At 42.5% G+C, this 20933-nt stretch carries 17 protein-coding genes and 1 pseudogene; 6 read left to right on the forward strand and 12 right to left on the reverse strand.

The window, feature by feature from the left end; all coding sequences use genetic code 11:
* Positions 1-316 precede the first annotated feature (316 nt).
* From CYLST_RS21995 to CYLST_RS22005, 3 genes are all read right to left on the reverse strand, one after another.
* Entirely contained in the window at positions 317-2440 is a 2124-nt protein-coding gene (locus CYLST_RS21995; RefSeq protein WP_015209940.1) for a patatin-like phospholipase family protein, read from the reverse strand.
* A gap of 505 nt (positions 2441-2945) precedes the next feature.
* Entirely contained in the window at positions 2946-3824 is an 879-nt protein-coding gene (locus CYLST_RS22000) for an NAD(P)-dependent oxidoreductase (RefSeq protein WP_015209941.1), read from the reverse strand.
* A 334-nt stretch (positions 3825-4158) separates the two neighbouring features.
* A complete protein-coding gene (locus CYLST_RS22005; protein WP_015209943.1) occupies positions 4159-5448 on the reverse strand; it encodes a class I SAM-dependent methyltransferase in 1290 nt (429 codons plus the stop codon).
* 251 nt (positions 5449-5699) lie between these two features.
* Between CYLST_RS22005 and rd the strand changes: the two genes are divergently transcribed.
* Positions 5700-5861 carry a rubredoxin gene (gene rd, locus CYLST_RS22010; RefSeq protein WP_015209944.1) on the forward strand — a complete coding sequence of 54 codons (162 nt, stop codon included), beginning with the start codon at positions 5700-5702 and terminating at the stop codon, positions 5859-5861.
* Positions 5862-5932: 71 nt separating this feature from the next.
* Here the strand turns inward: rd and CYLST_RS22015 are convergent, their stop codons facing one another.
* From CYLST_RS22015 to CYLST_RS22025, 3 genes are all read right to left on the reverse strand, one after another.
* The gene (locus CYLST_RS22015) at positions 5933-6322 is read right to left on the reverse strand and encodes a VOC family protein (protein WP_015209945.1); all 390 of its coding nucleotides are present in this window, start codon (positions 6320-6322) and stop codon (positions 5933-5935) included.
* A 74-nt stretch (positions 6323-6396) separates the two neighbouring features.
* Positions 6397-6936, reverse strand: a complete 540-nt coding sequence (locus CYLST_RS22020; RefSeq protein ID WP_041233218.1) for a GAF domain-containing protein — start codon at positions 6934-6936, stop codon at positions 6397-6399.
* Positions 6937-7228: 292 nt separating this feature from the next.
* Positions 7229-8413: an NAD(P)H-quinone oxidoreductase subunit H gene (locus CYLST_RS22025; protein WP_015209947.1), complete on the reverse strand. Its 1185-nt coding sequence runs from the start codon at positions 8411-8413 to the stop codon at positions 7229-7231.
* Positions 8414-9347: 934 nt separating this feature from the next.
* On the opposite strand from CYLST_RS22025, the pseudogene CYLST_RS33620 reads away from it, so the two are divergent.
* Both CYLST_RS33620 and rsmH read left to right on the forward strand, forming a co-directional pair.
* A pseudogene (locus CYLST_RS33620) lies at positions 9348-10768 on the forward strand (M48 family metalloprotease).
* 9 nt (positions 10769-10777) lie between these two features.
* Complete coding sequence (rsmH, locus tag CYLST_RS22035; protein ID WP_015209948.1) at positions 10778-11671, forward strand: 16S rRNA (cytosine(1402)-N(4))-methyltransferase RsmH; 894 nt, start codon at positions 10778-10780, stop codon at positions 11669-11671.
* Positions 11672-11712: 41 nt separating this feature from the next.
* Here rsmH and CYLST_RS22040 read toward each other — a convergent pair whose 3' ends face one another.
* From CYLST_RS22040 to CYLST_RS22050, 3 genes are all read right to left on the reverse strand, one after another.
* Positions 11713-12420: a Uma2 family endonuclease gene (locus CYLST_RS22040; protein ID WP_015209949.1), complete on the reverse strand. Its 708-nt coding sequence runs from the start codon at positions 12418-12420 to the stop codon at positions 11713-11715.
* Between the two features lie 277 nt (positions 12421-12697).
* The gene (locus CYLST_RS22045) at positions 12698-13066 is read right to left on the reverse strand and encodes a hypothetical protein (RefSeq protein ID WP_015209950.1); all 369 of its coding nucleotides are present in this window, start codon (positions 13064-13066) and stop codon (positions 12698-12700) included.
* A 67-nt stretch (positions 13067-13133) separates the two neighbouring features.
* The gene (locus tag CYLST_RS22050) at positions 13134-13484 is read right to left on the reverse strand and encodes a PadR family transcriptional regulator (protein WP_015209951.1); all 351 of its coding nucleotides are present in this window, start codon (positions 13482-13484) and stop codon (positions 13134-13136) included.
* Positions 13485-13809: 325 nt separating this feature from the next.
* On the opposite strand from CYLST_RS22050, the gene CYLST_RS22055 reads away from it, so the two are divergent.
* Entirely contained in the window at positions 13810-13995 is a 186-nt protein-coding gene (locus tag CYLST_RS22055; protein ID WP_015209952.1) for a type II toxin-antitoxin system HicB family antitoxin, read from the forward strand.
* Between the two features lie 580 nt (positions 13996-14575).
* Positions 14576-15031 (forward strand): DUF29 domain-containing protein, encoded by a 456-nt coding sequence (locus CYLST_RS22060; RefSeq protein WP_015209953.1) that lies wholly within the window; start codon positions 14576-14578, stop codon positions 15029-15031.
* 34 nt (positions 15032-15065) lie between these two features.
* Here CYLST_RS22060 and CYLST_RS22065 read toward each other — a convergent pair whose 3' ends face one another.
* The 3 genes from CYLST_RS22065 to CYLST_RS22075 form a co-directional block, all read right to left on the reverse strand.
* Positions 15066-16943 carry an ABC transporter ATP-binding protein gene (locus CYLST_RS22065; RefSeq protein WP_015209954.1) on the reverse strand — a complete coding sequence of 626 codons (1878 nt, stop codon included), beginning with the start codon at positions 16941-16943 and terminating at the stop codon, positions 15066-15068.
* A 198-nt stretch (positions 16944-17141) separates the two neighbouring features.
* On the reverse strand, positions 17142-17705 hold the full coding sequence (locus tag CYLST_RS22070; protein ID WP_015209955.1) for a single-stranded DNA-binding protein: 564 nt from the start codon (positions 17703-17705) through the stop codon (positions 17142-17144).
* 250 nt (positions 17706-17955) lie between these two features.
* Positions 17956-19212, reverse strand: a complete 1257-nt coding sequence (locus CYLST_RS22075) for an FAD-dependent oxidoreductase (RefSeq protein ID WP_015209956.1) — start codon at positions 19210-19212, stop codon at positions 17956-17958.
* A 226-nt stretch (positions 19213-19438) separates the two neighbouring features.
* On the opposite strand from CYLST_RS22075, the gene CYLST_RS22080 reads away from it, so the two are divergent.
* On the forward strand, positions 19439-20770 hold the full coding sequence (locus CYLST_RS22080; protein WP_015209957.1) for an ABC transporter ATP-binding protein: 1332 nt from the start codon (positions 19439-19441) through the stop codon (positions 20768-20770).
* The last annotated feature ends 163 nt before the right edge of the window (positions 20771-20933 follow it).

Consider the following 20933-nt stretch of genomic DNA (forward strand, 5'->3'; position numbering starts at 1 on the left):
TATCCCAAATTTTCTTGTGGGAAGGGTGCCCCCAACCGTCCCAGATTCGGGGCGGGCTAGAAGCCCACCCCACAAGATAGATAATTTATTTCTTGAAAATCCCTTATTCATTGAAAGTCCTATAAATTGTGCGTTAGGGAACGCACACTACGTGTAGTAAAGAGACGCATCAAAAAAGCCTAGAAAGAGGGTAAGTTTTTACTGTGCGTAAGTCTTATACTCTATTCAACTAATTATGTAATTGGAAAAACTTTTTCAGATGACTTATAACTTAGACGAAAATACTAGATTTATCAGAACTAGCAACTAAGTTATGTTACTCCAAATTTGGAGGTGATTGACGATGCCATTGTTGCCATTTTTGCTCGATTTGTTGAATGACTAATTCATCATCTTGATAGTCTTTGAGTTCTTTCCAGCCTTTTTTAATTGCTTCTTTTTGTTCTTGAGTTAGTTGCCAAGAAAGTGGTTGTGTATTGATTTTTCTAGGAAAAGTAATGGTGAAATCAGCTATTTCAACATTTTGCTTCTTCCACTTTTCTCTAAGAAATTTAACATTTAGTAAATTACCAGCAGTCTGGGTAGAACTGCGAACTTTTAATAATGCTTCTATTGACCCAAATACCTCCATCTGCCATCCTGGCTTGCCTTGATTCTGATTATTAATGGGAGAGTCAGCGAAAGCATTTATCTGTAAAAATAAGACTTTTTTAATTTGATGCTGTTGGCTAGACCCTAACAACTTATCTAGCAATTGCACGCTAGTTGCTACGCCAAAATTGTCAAAATAACCTCCATCAGCTACATGGAAATTGCTACCAGTGTCTTTGTTAGGGCGAGAAACGGGTGACAAATAAGGGAAAGTGGCAGAAAGTCTGGCTGCTGTAGTTATATCGATGTCATATTTTGGATAAAGAGTATTAAAATCTATATATTTATACTCGAAATCCTGATATCTGACATTGTCTTGATCATTAACTGGGTTATAAAAGGTCATTGGACTGATCAAAAAGCGGCGACCATCTTCAACTAGAGTTGCATTAAAAATAGGAATAGGAATAATTCCAGCTTCAACTTTTTCTCGCCAATAAGTTAAAGAAGGTGGTGTTTTTGGATGCTTCAACTCCCCTCTCCAGTCAATCTCGATAGCTGTACCACGATCTTCCATTTTAGGTACTAAGAAAGGAAAACCAATAAAGCGTAATAAGTCCGGATAAGCTAGTCCCCAACCTATGGCGTCTAAACTATCTTTAGTCGCACTATCAAAGATATTTTGTAGTTCTTCTTGCTCTGGATAACCATTGTCACCAAAGCGGTCTAGATAGTACATCGCCCCTACTGAACCACCAGAAACTGAACTTACCCAACCGATGGCTTGTGTAAATGAGATGCCAATTAATTCTTGCAAACCGGTCAAAACTGCGGTTGTCCATCCGGCTGCTTGAATACCTCCACCACTAGCACAAATAACTACTAAAATTTTATTATTACCTTGGTATTCAAGGCGCTTATTTATCGCTTGCTTCCAGTCGTCTGGTTGAGGTTTGGAGACTGGAGAATCTTTGAGGTTATAGAAATGATCTACCTGGAAAATTAAATAGCCAGCCGCAGAGATAACTATAAATAATAACAGTACCGGAACGCGAGGATAATCGAGAAAGAACGACATTCCTCCTAATAACAGCACCATTATAGAAAGAATTAGCGTGACATAGACAAGAGCAGGAGCCTCAAATCGATTACATTTAGCTTGGGGTTGTAGTTTTACATAACCGTAAAAATAAAGAACTAAAAGTACTAATAAAAATGCGATCGCTTCAATAATGCCAGGAGCTAATTCACCAGAACGAAGTATATAACCTTTCTGTAATTCTTTTGGTAAGAGAGAAAGACAATTCAGGATTATTTGTTTGAGGAAATCATTATTTTTTAAAATATACTTAACAAAGTCCAAGATGACTATCAGAATCATTGCTAGTCCCACACCTGATATTATGCCCTTCCAGATAGGTGTTTTTTGACTTCTTATTTCTTTTCTAGATAGATAAATCGAGGTAATTACAATAGGGTAAGCTAAGAGAATTGCTATGATATCTTGCATTGATTCAGGAATAGGTTTTCCTGGATTTAAGGCGAATCGAAGATATGCATTAGTTAAGATAATATTATAAACAAGTACGGTTGATATTCCAGCTAAAGTTGCACCAATAATCACTAAAATTAATTGTCCATTGGAGCGGAGAACAAATAAGTTTTTGAGTAATGATGGAAATAAATAAACTGAGATTAATGGAAAAAAGACTAGCAGTAAGCAAACAAGAATTGGCACGCGTAAGAAGAAAAAATAGCGTAACATTTCGGAGTTGTTGGTGAGCCACAATCCAAAACCTGCCAGCAAGAAGCAGGCTACAATACTCTGAATCTGCTTGTTTATGTTCATTACAAAATCTAAATTTGAAGGATAGACAAAAAAACTAAAGATTTTCTTGAGTTAGGAATTGTAACTAAAGATTGAATGTCTAGATATTTGGTGAATTACTTGCTTAAGAATGCAACAATTCACCCATAGCAGAAAGTAGCGAGTATTTGCTGGTTAATTTTACGGTGCTTTCCTGAGAACAATCGTTACATTATAAGCGAATATGATGATTACCCAAGCATTTATGCAAAAGCTTACTAGATAAGCTTTTTATGCTAATTAAAATTTTATCTGAAGCTTAGTACAAGTCAGTATATTTTATTGAAGACTAATACACAACAGAAGTTAAGAAATTTAAATATCAAAATTGAATATTATGTTAATGAAACTATATCTTCGTGGTGGGGACAAGTGCTGGCAGTGAAGATTTACTAACAAGAGTGAATTAATCAAGTCAGTAGTAGACACGCCAGCAGCTTGTCATCAGACATTATTAAAAATGGGGACTTTGCTGACTAAAAATTTTCTATTCCCCGCTGGCATCTCCCCATTCCCGAATGGCAGGAAATACTGATGAGTAATCGTCTTCAGGACGTGACATTTGCATTGCTGATTGCAAGATTTGCCGCACACCCTCAATACTATTGAGATTCAAACCCAGGGCTTTGGCTTCGGAGATAAACAAATCTGTCACTTTGATCAATTGTTTTGTGGGTAAATTGGCGTTTGCATAATTGCCATCTAACATCCGTTGCAGGTTTTGGTCAAAGGTAGGTGCGTAAAGTTTACTGTCACGCAGAACTTGCATAAATAAGTCTATATTGATTCCCTGAAGCTGGACAAAAGCTAGACTGAGGGCAAAGCTAGTTGTCAGGGAGGCAATTAGTTGATTTAGTGCTAGTGTGAGTGATGAGGCAGACCCCACGGGGCCTATCAGTAAAGGTTCTGAACCAAAATGTTGTAGTAACGGCAAGTGACGTTGATATTGTTTTGACTCGGCGCCAACCATGACAATTAGTTTGCCAGTTTCTGCTTCTGGGATGCTGCCTATTACAGGTGCTTCTATATACTCACCACCAGCAGCGACCACGGCGTCTCTGATTTCTTGGCTTTCTATGGGGGTAATTGTCCCCATTTGGATGATGCTGCGCCCTGAGAGAGTGTGCCAATTCGTATCTGTGAGTAAGACATGATAAATCGCTGCGGCATTAGAGAGCATGAGAATTATGCACTCAGCAGAGCGAATTGCTTGGCGTGGTTGGGTGACAATTTGGGCGCCAGCTGCTGCTAGTGGTGCTAATTTTTCTGGGGTGCGGTTGTAGGCAACTAGCTCTATATTTGCAGCTAATAACCTTTGAGCCATCGGTAGTCCCATCAATCCAGTTCCCAGAAATGCCACCTTCATTTTTTACGTTCCTTTGGTACAGCGTAGGCTTTGCCCGTCGTTTGATTTCAATTAGCAATTGGGAAAAAGGTAATTGGAAAAAACTATTGATTACCGATTACCTTTTTCCCAAGTCCCGGATCTAGCGATCAGCCACCTGCGGCAAAAGTAGCCATAATTATGACTGAAAGTAAGATACCGGGGGTAAGTAGTGTTGCTAGCATAAGCAGGTCATGAGTACTCATAGTTATGACTTTCCTGGTGTCTTTGAATTCACATTAATCACTGTTATGCTAGTCTAAATGAGACTGATAGAGGATGATGCACTCTTAGTTTTTACTTTTCATACCTATCTTTAGTCTGGTACAGTCAATCCTGTCAGCGATCGCGAAGTTTCTGTCTGCTTGAGTTTCTTGCTTTGCACTAAAACTCCAAAGCCGCCGAGTCCTGTGGGATCGATCAGTTGGTGTAGTGCTTGCCGCCGCTGCAATAGCTGGGAGATCGGTTGCTGTTGATAGGAGATGCCAGCAAGCCGTTCGCCTAAACCCAACATCATCAAAAATAAACCCTGTTGGGTAAAGCCAACTTGATCTAAACCGCATTGCTCACCCCAACGTTCCAAAGCTGTAAAGTTAACGTGGGCGGTGATATCTTGTTTCCCGATATTGATATAGGGGTTGTCATGGTGACGATGTTGGTAGTAGCACTGTAGCGTTCCTTGCGATCGCCTGGGGTTGTAGTAACGACTGGCGGGATAGCCATAATCAATTGTTAACACATACCCGCGTTGCAAGCGGTCAGCCACTATACTCAACCAGTCAAGAGCAGCTAAATTAATCTCACTGCGATAGCCATCTGCATAAACACTTGGGGATAAGTCGATTCCCACCATCTCGAAATATTTTGCTAACTCTGGCGTAGAAGGTTCCCCTAGTACCTCAATAAATTCTGACATCTCCCCTGATTTCGGAGAGATGTTGCCTGCAACGTCTCTACTTTCTCCTTGTAAGGAAGGGGACTGGAGGCTGAGGTTCGGGGCTGTTGTGACATAAATTTCGCGCAATTCCCCGGCTTCTAGGGTAAACTGATGCACTGGCAAGGCATCTACCAATTCATTGGAAAAAAAGCAGCCAGTAATGGAGTTAGGCGGGATTTCTTCTAGATTGCACCAAGTGACTCTCAAATGCTGCAACCGTTGCTGCTGTTCTTGCTTTAGCGTTGGGGACTTTTCAACGATGATGTAGTTGAGGGCGGCAAAAAAATCCGGGTAGTGCAACTGTAGGTAGTTGAGGATATGGGACGCGAGAATTCCTTGACCTGCTCCCATTTCTACCAGAGAAAACGGCATTGGTCGCCCTAAAATTTCCCACATCTGGAAAAATTGTACTGCCAGCAACTCGCCAAAGTCAGCACCAAGGTTAGAAGAGGTGAAAAAATCACCGCCCCGAAACCCAATTTTGACGGCATTGCTAGAATAGTAGCCGTGTTCTGGGTGGTATAAGGCTAAATCCATGTATTCAGCGAAGGTAATTCGCTTTTGGGGATGGGTGGTAATGCGTTGGCGTAGCGCGTCGTAGACATCGCATATAACTGCACATAGCGCGGGATTCTCATCCCTAAAATTTGAGTTTGGAGATTGGAGCATGGGAAACAGGTAAGCTACTATTAACCATTACCAATTTTCCCGCCAAAATCCCCAAGCTAAAATTTGCTTACCTGTTTATAGCTTGCCACTAATTGCAGAAATAGAACCTTGGGATGAGGCGCTAAAGATAAAATTTGGCAACACTTTGTTAATGAATTAACCTAACTTTAATTAGTTTCATGATCAAAGCCCTCGGCTGATGCGAGAGGGTGAATCTATGCAAACAGCTTACTAGGGGAAATAAAAGGAATATGGCAAAGTATATATGTACCGTCTGTGGTTATGAATATGAGCCAGAAATTGGCGATCCTGATAGTGGGATAGAACCAGGTACAGCTTTTGAAGATATACCTGATGATTGGGTCTGCCCGGTTTGCGGTGCGGCAAAAGAGGATTTTGAAATAGAAGAGTGAAGATCAAGGCGAGCGGTAGGCGAACAGCGGGTGAAGAACGCCGTCCCCTAGGTCGGGGCGATGCCTATCGTCTATTTATTCACCAAAGCCACTAGCACACCATTAGGATCGCGGACACGGGCGAGGGTTTTTCCCCCTGGCTGATTTTTTGGTGCATCTAGTGGTTTTGCTCCTGCCCCGATTGCTCTCATATAAGCGGTGGCGACATCGGGAGTGATCAAAGATATCTGGATTAATGCTGGTGGTTGCGCGGGATCATTGGCACGGAAGCCCCCAGGAAATAATGCCTCGGCTTCGCTGGTGGAGGAAAAAGTTAGTGTGGTACTGCCGATTTCGATTTCTGCCGAGATAAATTTGCCTGGATCTTGGACAGCGCGACGAACTAGACCAAATGCTTTTTCGTAAAATTCAACGGTTTTTACGACATCATCCACCCAAATAACCGTGTAACCAAGTTTCATATTTCTTGTTCCTGATTAAAAAAGCAGTGTTGGCAGATACTACTTAACTGTAGGCGATTTAAATGCCCGGTAACTTAACTTTCGAGGATATTAGAATCTGTTGCCAGGGTCTGTGCCGCTATTAGCATCCTTTCTATATCTAATGCTGACCAAGAACGAGCGCTTTGACAGTGATGCGCTACTAGCAATCCCCACAAGCCTCTGGGTATCAAAATTGGCACTACTAGGTTGGCACGCACCTGTAGACTGCGGAGAAAATCTCGGTGACAAGTGGCGATCGCTTCTAATTCGATATTAGCGATCGCTTTTACCCGTCCTGCCAAATACAAACCAGCATACTCTTGATTAAAACAATCATCTGCACCCGTTGAACCGAGGATGGATAATTCTGGAGAACTCAAAGATTCAAAGGTCACTTGCCCCTGCCACTGCCCGTAAAAGTAATACAGAACTACACGGTCAACCTGTAGCAACTCTCTGAGTTTATGAGTTGTTTCTCTAATTAACGCATCCCGCTGCATTTTTTGCACAAGGCGGTCGAGTAATCTTTGCAAACCCTGTTCAATATGCCGATTTGGGCTATGTTCAAATTCTGGGCGAGAGTGAATTTGCATAGTTCTCAAGTTACAACTAAGTAAATACTTGCGAATTTCCATAGTACTCTAGTGAAAAAATATGCTGGATTAACAGTGCTAATTTAATGTTCAGACAATAGGATAACAGTCAACTCTAGAGAATCAAAATTTCCTACATCAAACTGGAAAAATCTCACCTTAGATACTTTGAAAAAATTAATTTTCTACCTGAAAAACTTGAATAAATTTGTATTTTAAAATACTAAAATTAAAATTGAGTAATGGGCAATTTCAAATTGCTGATGGCTGGGCCATGCCCAGCCAATCAAAGCTATCTATCTACAGATCCCATGATTACGTCAACACTGCCGAGAATGACGACGATATCTGCCACCTTCATCCCCCGGAGTAAATGAGGCACAATCTGGAGGTTGTTGAAATCTGCTGGGCGAATTTTCCATCGCCAAGGGAAGACATTATCTTCGCCAACAAGATAAATTCCTAGTTCACCTTTACCGCTTTCAACACGGGAGTAAATTTCGCCCTTGGGAATCTTAAAGGAGGGAGAAACCTTCTTACCGATGTATTGGTAATCAAAAGCATCCCACTCAGATTTTTTCCCAGCCATCATCCGTTTGGCTTCTAGATTTTCGTAAGGGCCACCGGGTAAACCTTTGATCGCTTGGCGAAGAATTTTGACTGATTCGCGCATTTCCCGCATCCGCACTACGTAACGGGCAAAGCAATCACCGGCGGTTTCCCACTGCACGTCCCAATCGAAGTCATCATAACATTCATAGTGGTCAACTTTCCGCAAATCCCACTGTACCCCAGAAGCGCGTAACATCGGGCCGGAAAGTCCCCAGTTGATGGCTTCGTCGCGGGTGATGGTGCCAATGCCTTCAACACGACGGCGGAAGATCGGGTTATCGGTGACTAAGCGTTCGTACTCATCAATTTTAGGTAATAAGTAGTCGCAGAATTCTAGACACTTGTCTACCCAACCATAGGGTAAATCAACTGCTACACCGCCAACGCGGAAGTAGTTGTTGTTGACCATGCGATAACCTGTGGCGGCTTCCCACAAATCGTAAATCATCTCCCGTTCTCGGAACTGGTAGAAGAAGGGAGTTTGGGCGCCGACGTCAGCTAGGAAGGGGCCAAACCACAGCAAGTGGTTAGCGATGCGATTGAGTTCCAGCATGATCACGCGGATGTAGCTGGCGCGTTTGGGAACAGCAACCCCGGCTAGCTTTTCTGGGGCGTTGACTGTGACTGCTTCGTTGAACATCCCTGCTGCGTAGTCCCAACGGCTGACGTAGGGGACATACATGACAGTAGAGCGGTTCTCGGCAATTTTTTCCATTCCCCGGTGTAGGTAGCCGATGACTGGTTCACAGTCAACTACATCCTCGCCATCGAGGGTGACAATTAGCCGCAGAACCCCGTGCATTGAGGGGTGGTGAGGCCCCATGTTTAGCACCATTGGTTCGGTGCGGGTTTCTAGTCTGGCCATAAATTTAGTGTTCTCCCGTTGTGTTCGCGTAGCGTGCCAAAGGCAACATTTTGAATTGAACCGCTAAGATGCCAACCAGACCCGAATTATCGTGTCTGCCCTTCCTCAGGTTTGTCGGGGCAATCTATATAATCTTGACTCTACAGGGTTATGTTGGAGAGAGGATAGCAGGGTCGAACTTGTAATTGATGTTTCATTTTGTTGCACCTCTTCAATTATTATAGGGAAGCTTGATATGCAAGGGCTTGAGGCACAGGAATTTTTTCGTTTGCTGGGGTGGAGGATGTCAGAGAATGTTAGTTCTCAAGTCTGATACTGAGTGAATATTGAAATATAGACCGGACATAGCAATTTGGCGATTTGCACCAAAGCATACGCACCCGCATTGCGTTCGCCAGCATCAATTCCTGAGTTAAGCTGGTGTTTTAATTGGGAATTTACTGAAATGGCTTTAAATCCAGAACAGTTTGATACACTGGTTAGCCGCTTGGAGAGTTTCGCCCGTCAACAACCTGCTATTTATAAATTGCGGGTTTTTCTGTTGGCTGCACTCGGTTATGCCTATATCTTTGGGACTTTGGCTGGATTATTCACAGTGTTGATCGCGATTACAGTGATCATGTGGCAAATTGAGGCATTCTATTCTGTTGCTTTTCTTCTGTGGTATTTGGTTATACTTGGTGTCATGGTTGTGCCGATATTGGTTGTTTGGCGATCGCTTTGGGTATTTTTTCCCCCACCTCAGGGTTTAACACTCCAGCGCCAAGATGTACCCGACCTGTTTGCTCTAGTTGATAAACTCACTACTAAGTTAAAAGTACCGCGATTTCACCACATTCTACTTACAGAAGAGTTCAATGCCGGGGTGATTCAAAGACCCCGGTGGGGTTTATTGGGATGGCAGCAAAATTACCTCTTACTGGGATTGCCATTAATGCAAGGCTTATCCCCACAAGAGTTTACAGCGGTTGTCGCTCACGAATTAGGGCATTTATCTGGAAACCACAGTTTAGTTAATGGCTGGATTTATCGGGTACAAAAAATTTACTCTCAACTATTTGCACAACTGGATATTATTGGTAATCAAATAGTTTTGGTGATATTTGCCAGGTTTTTAAATGGTATGCTCCCTTTTTTAGTGCTTATTCATTTGTTCTCAGGCGAACTAATGAATACGAAGCTGATCGCTGTGCAGCAGAAATAACAGGAGTACAAACTATCGCCCAAGCGTTAATCAATGTCCAATTAAAAGATAATTTTTTGCGAAATTCATTCTGGCCTAGCATCCACAAACAGGTAGAAAATCGCCTAGAACCGCCAAACAACACTTTCACCAGAATGTCTACTGCTTTGCTAACTGGTGTAGATCCTCAAGATGCTAGTCACTTTTTAGAACAGGCTTTAGCTAAAATAACCACTAACGAAGATACCCACCCATGTCTCACAGACCGACTCAAAGCTTTGGGATATCCCACCTCTATCAATGAATTACCTTTACCTGCACAAGCACAGGTGAGCGCAGCTAGTGAATTACTGGGGAACGCTTTCGGGAAATTCACCGATTATTTGAATCAAACTTGGCAAGAGCAAGTAGAAATTGGTTGGCGACAGCAATATGCCTATGCTCAAGAATCCCTAAGGAAGCTGAGAGATTTAGAGAAAAAGGAGCAAAATCAGTGTTTAACAACGGCAGAAGCTTGGAATCTTGCCTGCTTGACTTTGGAGTTTCAAAGTAAGGAAGCAGCTATCTCTTTGTTGCAAGCAATATTAATTAAGGAGGCAAATCACCTCCTGGCTAACTATCTATTAGGACAGATATTGCTGCAACAACATAATTCTGCGGGGATAGATTATATTGAAAAAGTGATCGCTCAAGATTCTGACAAATTAATCGAAGGCTGTGAGTTAATTTACTCATTTCTCAAGAAACAAGGAAGAATCTCAGCAGCAAATTCCTATCAAGAACGTATACGTCAGTATCGTGACGAACTCTTGAAGGCACATCAAGAGCGATCTGATGTTACAGGAAGTGATAAATTTAAACCCCACAATATTCCTGATAATATTGTCCAATCTGTTTGTCGAAAATTAGCTCTGCATAATGATGTGAAAACGGCTTACTTGGCAGAGAAGGTGGTGCAATATTTTCCCGATAGACCTTTTTATGTCTTGGGCGTGAAGCGAAGATGGAAATTTGTGGAATCGCAGTATGCTCCATCTTTTCTTCTACAAGCTTTGCATGAGAACATAGAACTACCAGGTAATTATTATATTATGATTCTCGATAACTGGACTAAAGATATAGAAAAAAAGCTCCGCCAAATCCCCCAATCAGCTATTTATCAAAAATCATAAAAATTAATCATGAAATCAGATTCACAAATATCCCTAGATTTAGAAGAACTGGCTTTTTCCCATATTCCCGTATTGAGTCGGGAAGTAGTTGAAGCTTTAGCGGTGCGTCCTGGTGGGCATTATTTAGATGCGACGGTTGGCGGTGGTGGTCATAGTCGCCTAATTTTAGCTGCTGCTGAGGATGTGCGGTTAACGGCCCTTGACCAAGATGAGGATGCTTTGGCGGCAGCACAGAAGAATTTAGCTGAGTTTGGGGAACGGGTAAATTTTATTCACAAAAATTTTGCTGAATACGAATTTCCACCGCATACTTATGATGGTATTCTCGCAGATTTGGGGGTGAGTTCTCACCATTTAGATCACCCGGAGAGGGGTTTTAGCTTTCGCCATACTGCAAATTTGGATATGCGAATGAACCGGCAACAAGGGTTAACGGCGGCTGATGTGATAAATGAGTGGGATGAGGCGGAATTAGCGGAAATTTTCTTTAAATATGGTGAAGAACGACTTTCACGGCGAATTGCACGGCGAATTGTCGAAAAACGACCGTTTACAACAACTACAGAGTTAGCTGAAGCGATCGCATTTTCTGTTCCCCCTAAATACCGTTATGGCAGAATTCACCCCGCGACTCGCGTTTTTCAAGCTTTGCGAATTGCTGTCAACGATGAGTTAAAATCCCTCGATACCTTGATCGAGAAAGCACCAAACGCTTTGGTTCCCGGTGGCAGAATTGTGATTATCAGTTTTCACAGTCTGGAAGACCGACCAGTCAAGCATGGTTTAAGAAATTCTCCGTTGTTGCGGGTCTTGACAAAAAAGCCAATTATTGCATTGGAAGATGAGATTCGCGAAAATGCGCGATCGCGTTCTGCTAAATTGAGAATAGCCGAAAGAAAATGAATTTCCCCTCTTTCCCTTGGTAGAGGATTGAGGGGTGAAGTTCACAGGCTATCTGGGTCAATATTTAACTCTCGCAGTTTAGCGGCTAACTTTTGCGCTTTTTCCTCCGCTTCCTGTCTGGCTGTTTCCGCTTCCTGTCTGGCTGCTACTTCCTCTTGATGAGTAAGGAGAAACTCACTTGTCGCGGGGTTGTAAAAACGCAACTTTCCAGCTTCTAGTCGCAACTCTAGCCCTAAAACTTCGCTGGATACCGAAAGTGTATTATCTGACGATATATTAGTGGCGATGGGGAAATAATTACCATCAACCAAGTGTAAACCTTGGAGTTGGGGCGTGAGATAATCACCTGTGGGGTCATATTGGAAATATTCACTCACTCCCAAAAAAGCGTAAATTCCCTTTTTTGCACCTTGGTCTTTGCTGCGGGTACTTCTTGAGGTAATCTCTAAAACAAAATCAGGGGTTTTATCTTGTTCTTCCCAAGTTTTGTAAGAACCTCTATCATGTTTGTCTACACCAAACACCACAAATACATCTGGTGCGACAACTGATTCAGGATCTCCTTTTTCATAATAGATAAAGAGATTACCAGCGACATACACATCTGAACGACTTTGAAAATAAATTTCTAGCACAGTCGTAGCATACACCAGACATTTACGCTGTAGATCACCTTCAGCCATTGGTTCTCCGTCCTCTTCTGGGTATTCAATGGGGGTAACTGGGATATATTCAACTGAGGCTGTCATGAGGAGTACCTCAAATCAATTAGGTTTAGATTTAATATAGACTTCAGATGCAGGTGTTGACAAAAACGATTCCTGTAGCTGAGGAAATTGGTAAAATCTAGCGTTGCTGAATCAAAATATGAAAGTCTCACGCTTTCGTCGCAAAGGCGCAAAGAAAGGCGCAAACCTAGAAGGAACAGTTCATGTTAATTCAGCAATGTCTAAAATTTGTATTCTGCTAAATTGAGAATAGCAGATTTAATTAAAGCCTTGACAGGCAAGATGCCTGTCCTACGTTTTACTTACTCACTTTCGCGAATGAGAGTAAATCTGAAAGTTTGATTTGCAAAGCAGATATAATCAAAATTACGGTTTTACCAAGATTATTTAGATTTACCTGCCAACGGGGATAACTTTTGTGCAGCATCTCCCCATTAACTTCGTATAAATCTCCTAACCATTCTTCTCGTCGTTCGGGGGGAAATAGGTAAGCAATTGGGGAAGCTATCCACCGACTAACCCAAGTTTCCCCAGGTTCAACTTTTTTATATTTGCGTAATCTCTTATTTAATTTAGATAATTTTTCTAGCTCTTCTGCTAATTCTTCTAAATCGGTGATTATTTTCTCTGATTTTAAAGATACAATATCTTCAATATGATACTGCATCCTGAGTTGCAGTTCTCTAATTGTCAGTTCCCAATCGTGATCTTCAAATTCTATCCCTGCTATATTATCAGCTAGGTTGCCAGGTGAGCAGGTTGGAACGGAAAGATTGGAAGGCTTCGAGGGTGGTAACGCCGCTACCTGTAAGTTTATAATAGCGTCGTCTTGCTCCTCCTCGTTCTTCTCGCGCTTCATCTCCCCAACGGGATTCGACCAAGCCTTTTTTTTCGAGAGAATGCAGGACAGGGTAAAGTGTGCCGATACCCATTTGACGCTGACCTCCACTAGCTTCTTCCATAGCTTGGGGAATCTGTAAACCGTACAGTTCTTTGTTAAACAGGGCAAGGAGTACCAGTTCTTCGCGGGGCGAAATTTCGACATTTGTGTGTCCTTTGTTTAGTACTTGCGTGTTATTGTTCATTTTGCTTAAATACCACTTCAGTGTTTACACTTAGATATTTCTCGCTGTTACGACCCCTGAAATGGGGCAACGAGCATACTCGCTGTTACGACTCCGGTAACAGAGCAGCGAGGCTTTTATCTTAAAATGATTGTATCTTATAAATTTGATAATTGCCAATTCTAGGGCACAGGGATTTTTTGCGGGAATTCGGTAATTGACAAATTCTGTTTTTGGTGATGTGTGAATAATTTAGGCGATCGCTAACCGTAGGCTACACTAAGGCATTCTGAACTCAAATATCAGCGGCTTGATCAATATATAAATTTCTATTCACAAACACCTGATGTTAACTACATACACCGCAAAATATACAAAAACTAATAGCGGATATATGGGACAACTCATTGAATGGCAAGAAGTGATTACAGAAGGCGAAACATTAGAAGATTGCAGAGCTTTGTTGCAAGATGCTATAAAAGAGATGATTCTTGCCTATCGTCAGCAAAATAAAGAAATTCCCAGATTTTAAGGACTGAAGTCCTTACTACTAGCTTTCTTTTAATTTAATTTTCCTAGGCAGATTCGTTATCAAGGTTTTAGGATTCCACCTTGCTCATGAGTTATCGGGAATGGCAGCAATTAATTTTTGGGTGTATTTTTTTTGAGGTTTAGCAGCTTTTACATCTATGCAGCTAGAAAGCAGCTATTAAAGTTTTTATAACAATACCGTTCAAGTGTACAGATACAATACCAAAAAAAAGTCAAGGGGTCAATAGCAATGGCTGAAAAAACCTAAACTCGTTGAATTATTAAAAATAATTGTCAATAATCTTGAGAATATAGGCTGCTTATTGACAAAGTGGAAATATTGCTATTTTCCTAAAATCTAGATTTAAATAATTTATCTTTCTCAAAATTGACAAAATAAATATCGCTTATGGCGATTCTCGGTTGGATTGGATGAAATACAATCGAGAGAGGGCGGGGAAACCCGGCCCCTACAAACTTTGCGATTTAAAACTGTACCTCACTGTTCTGAAAACCGCTATATATTCCTTTCTTATATAATGTAATGAAATTATCATTCTATCGTGTCAGGAGAAATACTTATGCTGACGACTGATATTAATAAAGAATTATATGAGCAAGATTTTTATTTATGGATACAAACTACTGTTAAACTTTTGCAAGAAGGAAAACTAGATCAATTAGATATTGAGAATTTGATTGAAGAAATCGACAGTATGGGGCGGAGGGAAAAGAAAGAGTTAAAAACTCGATTAATAGTCTTAATTGAACATTTATTAAAACTGCAATTTTGGATAGAAGAAAAAGATTATAATGCTAGAGGTTGGCGCAATACTGTTGTTGAGCAAAGACGACAAATAATTTATACTCTTGCAGATAGTCCCAGCTTGAAATCTATTTTAAATGAGCTATTTCTAGACTGTTATGCAGATGCTAGAAATGATACTCTCAGAAAATATCAACTTTCCTTAGAATTATTCCCCGAACAGCCACCCTTTTCTCTAGATCAAGTCCTCAATTCAGATTTTATCCCCTAAATTTAGGGCGATGGCGCGAACTTTGAGGAGAATGTCAAAGTTTTCGCTGCTTTTTGCGTTCGGGGCTACCTGTGGGAATGGAAGCAATTAATTTTCGGGTGTATGCTTCTTTGGGTTCACGGTAGATGCTTTCTGCTGTACCTTCTTCCACGATTTTGCCCTGATTCATTACCAAAATGCGATCGCTCATAAATTTCACCACACTTAAATCGTGGGAGATGAAAATATAGGTAAGCTGAAAATCGTGTTGCAATTCTTTTAATAAATTCAATACCTGGGCTTGCACCGACACATCCAACGCCGAAACCGACTCATCACAGATAATAAACTTCGGATTTAAAGCCAAAGAACGAGCAATACAAATCCGCTGGCGTTGTCCACCAGAAAACTGATGGGGATAGCGTTTCCGATCGTTTGCATTCAATCCCACCCGTTCTAAAAGTTCCACAACCCGGTCTTGCCGTTGTCGTAGCGTCTTCCCAACAGCGTGAATTAACAACGGTTCCATTACCGCCTCTCCAATATTCATTCTCGGATCTAGAGAACTAAAGGGGTTTTGAAAGACTATTTGCATTTCCCGCCGCAGTATCTGCAACGATTTTCCTTTTAAAGTAGTAATATTTTGCCCATTGAAGATAATCTCACCGCCCATCGGTTCGATTAATCGCAGCAAAGTTCTGCCGAGGGTGGTTTTGCCACAACCCGATTCTCCGACTAATCCCAGTGTTTCCCCTGGTTGGACATCAAAAGAAACGTCATTAACAGCCATATTGTAGCGTTTTGTACCACCGAAGACCCCCCGGATAGGGAAGCCTACTTTGAGATTACGGATTTGCAACAGGGGTGGTTTTTCGCTGAGGTTGGCTAATCTTTGGCTAAATTCTTCACTGGTAACTTCCAGGGGTGGTGCGGGTTTTTTCGCCAAAATTACCACTTGTCCATCTGGCGTCTCTTCGACATTCATGTAGTCAGAAACGGTGAGCAGTTTTTGGGGACGACGGTTAAGACTAGGGCGACAAGCTACCAAACCTTTAGTATATGGATGTTGGGGGTTAGTAAAAATTTGCTCGACTGCACCCAGTTCGACAACTTTGCCTTTGTACATCACCGCTACTTGGTCAGCGATTTCGGAAATTAGCCCTAAGTCGTGGGTGATAAAAATCATCCCCATTTCCCGGCTTTGCTGTAATTCGCTCATCAATTCTAGAATTGTCGCTTGCACCGTCACATCTAAGGCGGTGGTTGGTTCATCGGCAATTAATAGCGATGGGTTGCAAGAAATTGCCATGGCAATCATCACCCGCTGTAACTGTCCGCCAGAAAGTTGATGTGGGTAGCGTTCCAGCATCGCTTGTTTGTGTTCTTTCACAAAAGTTGCCAGCTTTACCCCATCCGGTGGCGATGAATTTGGGTTAGTTTGACTCCAGGTGTCAAAATACTGCTGCTGGATTTGTTCGTCGCTAGGTAGGAGTTTAACTTCTTGCAAATTAGCGATCGCAATTTGTCTGGCTTCAGCATCTGTCACCTTTTGATGCCGGATAATTGCTTCTGTGAGCTGAAAGCCGATATCATAAACCGGATTCAGGGAACTCATCGGTTCTTGAAAAATCATGGCGATATCGCCGCCTCGGTATAACTGAATTTCTTCAGGAGGCAAAGCTGCTAAATTAATTGGTTGGGCATTCACCTGGGGACGAAACCAGATTTCTCCACCGCTAACTCTTCCCGGACTCTGCAACAAACCCATCACGGCTAAGGCTGTTACTGATTTACCACTCCCCGACTCTCCCACTATTCCTAGAGTTTCACCTCGATACAACTGAAAGGTAATACCATCGACAGCTTTGACTGTGCTGCCATCACCGGAAAATTCAACTTGTAGATTGCGAACTTCTAGGACAGTTTCTCTCATGGAAGTAGGTGTGAATTTTGTCGGAAAATTATCTGAATTTTAGCAGTCGTTCTGATGATATCGCAGTCTCATAATTTAAGACCGCTGACAAAAGTCTCTTCTTCTAACAGGCATCTTGCCTGTTCGACGTTCCAATGCAAAATCCCACCCCGTAAATGAGTGGGATTAGCTGAAAATTTTGCCGCAGAAAAAGCCAATTTAAAACGGAATATCATCCGGATCTGGTTCGGCTTGCGGGACTGCGGTTGAGAAACTACGGTCAAAAGTTGCGGGTTGATATGCGGGTTCAGCTTTTGTCACCGGGGGAACCACACTTGCACTACTAACCGCTGGGGCAGGTGCGGGACGTGATGATTCATATACCTCTGGGGGACGGGATGCTGGTTGCATGACAGGGGTGTCTGTAACTGCTGGGGTTCTGGTAGCTGATGGCGATGAAGTCGCAACGAATGGGCGTTCGCTGCCTACAGGTTGAATTTGTTGCACTGTCAATTCAGCACGTTTTTCTTTGAAACCTTCGGGACGCTCAATCGTATTCATTCCTAAGCGCCCTACCAAGATTACGCGATCGCCTTCATGATAGTTTTGTTGAATCTCTTTTGCCATATTCGCCCAACCAACAACTTTTAAGGTGGCTGGTGGATCTTCTGCTCGCTGGGAGTTGGGAAACTGTACCAGCATTTCCGTAACTTCTAGGTTATCGGCTGTATACCGTAGTTGCGGCTCTTGAATAATTTGCGCCATCAAAACGCAGCTGTTCATGGAAATTCTCTCCTAATTGAGTCAAGTACCGATTTAAATAAATTATTTCTTTCTTTACTTGGCGTCCTTGGCGGTGCCATCAAAAAAATAATACTCTTAGTTTTGAGGTATTTTCATTACAAAAGTCAAGCGATCGCTTTGAACAATATCATAAGATCCTGTTCATCGCCTCCGCCTGACTAAAACGAGCATTGAATTCTGCAATAGTACTATTGTACCATCAATGACAGAAAAAATACTCTAGACAAATTTAAGTTTGCACATGCACCGGAAACACACCCAAGGCAATCAACCGCCCTGGAAGGTCGCGCAAAATCGGCAATCGCAGCAGTAAAGGTGGTTGAAAGCTTTGATTGTCCCTGAGAACCGGGGCAAATATCCGCTTTTGAATCAAGGTTTGAAATGCCTGAATAATCCTTGTAGGCAATTCTCGACGGCGTTGCACTTGTGCCAGGTCACTGAGTTCCACAAATCGGGTTTTCAGCGGTTTGCTCAGTACATTCCCAGCCTCTACAGCGTCTTGAATCGCGTAGTTGATGCCAACCCCACCAACAGGAGACATAACATGAGCCGCATCGCCAATGAGTAGCAGTCCTGGACGATACCAGCGCTTGACGCGGCTAGACTCTACAGAGAGAAAGGCGATTTGTGACCAATCGTGTAAATGTTCGATGCGATTACTTAATTCTGGCACTACCTCCACAATAGACTTTCTTAACGCCTCCAAACCAGCATTGCGAATCTGCTGATAACCGCCTTTAGGAATCACGTAAGCTAGTTGCCATTCATCACCACGGTCTAGCATCGCCACAATGTGACCGGGAGCAAACCGCCCCATACCGCCCTCAGGTTCTTCTGGCTGACGAGGTAAGCGAAACCAGAGAATATCCATCGGTGGAGAGGTTTCAATTGATTCAAAACCACCCAACTGCCTCAGTTTTGAGTGGCGTCCGTCTGCACCCACTGTGAGTATGGCGCGGACTTCATGCCACCCACCGCCTCCTCGATAACGGACACCTTGAATTACCCCCTGATCTTCGATTAGTTCTTGTACATTTGCACCCATCACCAGATGAAAATGCGGATATTGTCGTGCTTCTTGGGTGATGAACTCCAAAAATTTGACTTGGGGAAGCATCATAATATAGGGGTAGCGGGTTTTCAGGTGACTAAAATCTGCTAAGGTGACGGTATCTTGAGGAGTTTGTAGGCTAAGGCGACGCATTTTGCTATGGGGCAGTTGCAATAAGCGATCGCTTAAACCCAATTCTTCCATGATTTGCATCACCGATGGGTGAATCGTGTCACCGCGAAAATCTCGATCAAAGTCTTTGTGTGCTTCTAGCAGCGTCACAGAAATGCCCTGACGCGCTAACATCAGAGCTAAAACAGCCCCCCCTGGGCCACTACCCACAATGCAACAATCAGTGGTTTGGATGTCTAAAATATCATGGGTAGGGTTAACGGTTGGATCTGAAGAAGCATTTTCAGGTATATAGGTATTCATCACAACACCTGCAATTGAATGGTTAATCGCTATTTTTTAAACCTTTCCTAGCTACAGAACCTGTATAATCAGCCCTAAATCTGAAGTTTGGCCAAGACACTTGTTTTGATCTTGACTGAGTAGAGAAATCTTAATAAAGCTAACTGTGTAAAAAACCCTCTTGCCTGAACCTAAGAACAAATATTTTCTGACTGTCTATTAACTATTACTTTTACCTCAAATACTCGTGGCGCAAGTTATTTTAGAGAACGTTTATAAAAGTTTTCCCCCGCGTAAAGGGGAAATTATTACTTCACCAACCCAAAATCCGCTCAAGCATGGGATTACACATGATGCCGCGCGATCGCATCCAGATATTCTCAATGTCTTACGGCGGATTAATTTAACGATCGCCGATGGTGAGTTTATGGTGTTGGTGGGGCCTTCTGGCTGTGGTAAAAGCACCTTGCTGCGGTTAATCGCTGGGTTGGAGGAGATGACAGGCGGGAATATTTGGGTTGGCGATCGCTTAATTAATGATTTACCCCCCAAAGAACGCGATATCGCCATGGTGTTTCAAAATTACGCACTCTATCCTCACATGACGGTGTATGACAACATCGCCTTTGGCTTGCGTCGTCGTTTTGTCGAAGCAGGAGATACCCCTGCATCCTTTGATTTTCGCAAGTGGGGGAAAGATTTGCTAGTGGGGATGAGCAGAAATCTGCCGAAAAAACTCCGTTACATTTCTGATAAAGAACGGGCGGTGGATCAGCGGGTGCATAATGTTGCTCAACTGTTGCAAATGGAAGCTTTGCTAAATCGCTTACCCAAACAGTTGTCAGGGGGACAAAGGCAACGGGTAGCATTAGGAAGAGCGATCGCCCGGAATCCCCAAGTCTTTTTAATGGATGAGCCACTTTCTAATTTAGACGCCAAACTCCGGGCAGAAACCCGCGCCCAAATTGTCAAATTGCAGCGCCAGTTAGGAACGACAACGATTTACGTCACCCACGATCAAACAGAAGCGATGACAATGGGCGATCGCATCGCCATTATGTCTGAGGGAAAAATCCAGCAAGTCGCTGCCCCCTTGGAACTGTACAACCGCCCTGTTAACCGCTTTGTAGCAGAATTCATCGGCTCACCACCCATGAATTTTATTCCTGTAGAGTTTCATGCCCCTCTATTAATTACCCATTCTCACTTTCGTTTTACCCTCCCAGAAATCTGGGTAAATACCCTCCAAAAATACGACGGACAAACCTTAATTTTAGGCATTCGTCCAGAACATTTCAGCTTAAGTGTACCCGCCACCAAAAATTTATCAGTGCAAGTAGACTTAGTAGAAAATTTGGGTAACGATACTTTTCTAGCTGTCAGACTTACCGCATCAGAATCTCAAGTTGCCAATTCAGACAATTACCTGCAAGTAAGAATTCCCCCAGACCGATTAATCCGTCTTGGTGAACAACTGTGGTTATCGCTATCTCCTGATAAAATCCACTTTTTTGACCCAGAAACCGAGTTAGCAATATATCCGAAAAACGCATTACCTACTTTGCCTTTTGAAAAGTAAGTCAACTGCTCCACAGTGTAAGCACATTGAATTTTGTAGTTACAATTACAGATGAATTTGCATATCACCATTACAATCTCGATATGCTATTAAATATAGCTCGGTATCAGCTTGAATATCTATTAAGGTAACAGAAAAGAGTGACGGTGACTGCAACTAGCAG

The organism is Cylindrospermum stagnale PCC 7417 (assembly GCF_000317535.1).
GTDB lineage: Bacteria > Cyanobacteriota > Cyanobacteriia > Cyanobacteriales > Nostocaceae > Cylindrospermum > Cylindrospermum stagnale.

Coding starts and splice junctions, on each gene's coding strand:
- CYLST_RS21995 (WP_015209940.1), bottom strand. CDS start 2,440: ATGAACATAAACAAGCAGATTCAGAGTATTGTAGCCTGCTTCTTGCTG.
- CYLST_RS22000 (WP_015209941.1), bottom strand. CDS start 3,824: ATGAAGGTGGCATTTCTGGGAACTGGATTGATGGGACTACCGATGGCT.
- CYLST_RS22005 (WP_015209943.1), bottom strand. CDS start 5,448: ATGCTCCAATCTCCAAACTCAAATTTTAGGGATGAGAATCCCGCGCTA.
- rd (WP_015209944.1), top strand. CDS start 5,700: ATGGCAAAGTATATATGTACCGTCTGTGGTTATGAATATGAGCCAGAA.
- CYLST_RS22015 (WP_015209945.1), bottom strand. CDS start 6,322: ATGAAACTTGGTTACACGGTTATTTGGGTGGATGATGTCGTAAAAACC.
- CYLST_RS22020 (WP_041233218.1), bottom strand. CDS start 6,936: ATGCAAATTCACTCTCGCCCAGAATTTGAACATAGCCCAAATCGGCAT.
- CYLST_RS22025 (WP_015209947.1), bottom strand. CDS start 8,413: ATGGCCAGACTAGAAACCCGCACCGAACCAATGGTGCTAAACATGGGG.
- rsmH (WP_015209948.1), top strand. CDS start 10,778: ATGAAATCAGATTCACAAATATCCCTAGATTTAGAAGAACTGGCTTTT.
- CYLST_RS22040 (WP_015209949.1), bottom strand. CDS start 12,420: ATGACAGCCTCAGTTGAATATATCCCAGTTACCCCCATTGAATACCCA.
- CYLST_RS22045 (WP_015209950.1), bottom strand. CDS start 13,066: ATGCAGTATCATATTGAAGATATTGTATCTTTAAAATCAGAGAAAATA.
- CYLST_RS22050 (WP_015209951.1), bottom strand. CDS start 13,484: ATGAACAATAACACGCAAGTACTAAACAAAGGACACACAAATGTCGAA.
- CYLST_RS22055 (WP_015209952.1), top strand. CDS start 13,810: ATGTTAACTACATACACCGCAAAATATACAAAAACTAATAGCGGATAT.
- CYLST_RS22060 (WP_015209953.1), top strand. CDS start 14,576: ATGCTGACGACTGATATTAATAAAGAATTATATGAGCAAGATTTTTAT.
- CYLST_RS22065 (WP_015209954.1), bottom strand. CDS start 16,943: ATGAGAGAAACTGTCCTAGAAGTTCGCAATCTACAAGTTGAATTTTCC.
- CYLST_RS22070 (WP_015209955.1), bottom strand. CDS start 17,705: ATGAACAGCTGCGTTTTGATGGCGCAAATTATTCAAGAGCCGCAACTA.
- CYLST_RS22075 (WP_015209956.1), bottom strand. CDS start 19,212: ATGAATACCTATATACCTGAAAATGCTTCTTCAGATCCAACCGTTAAC.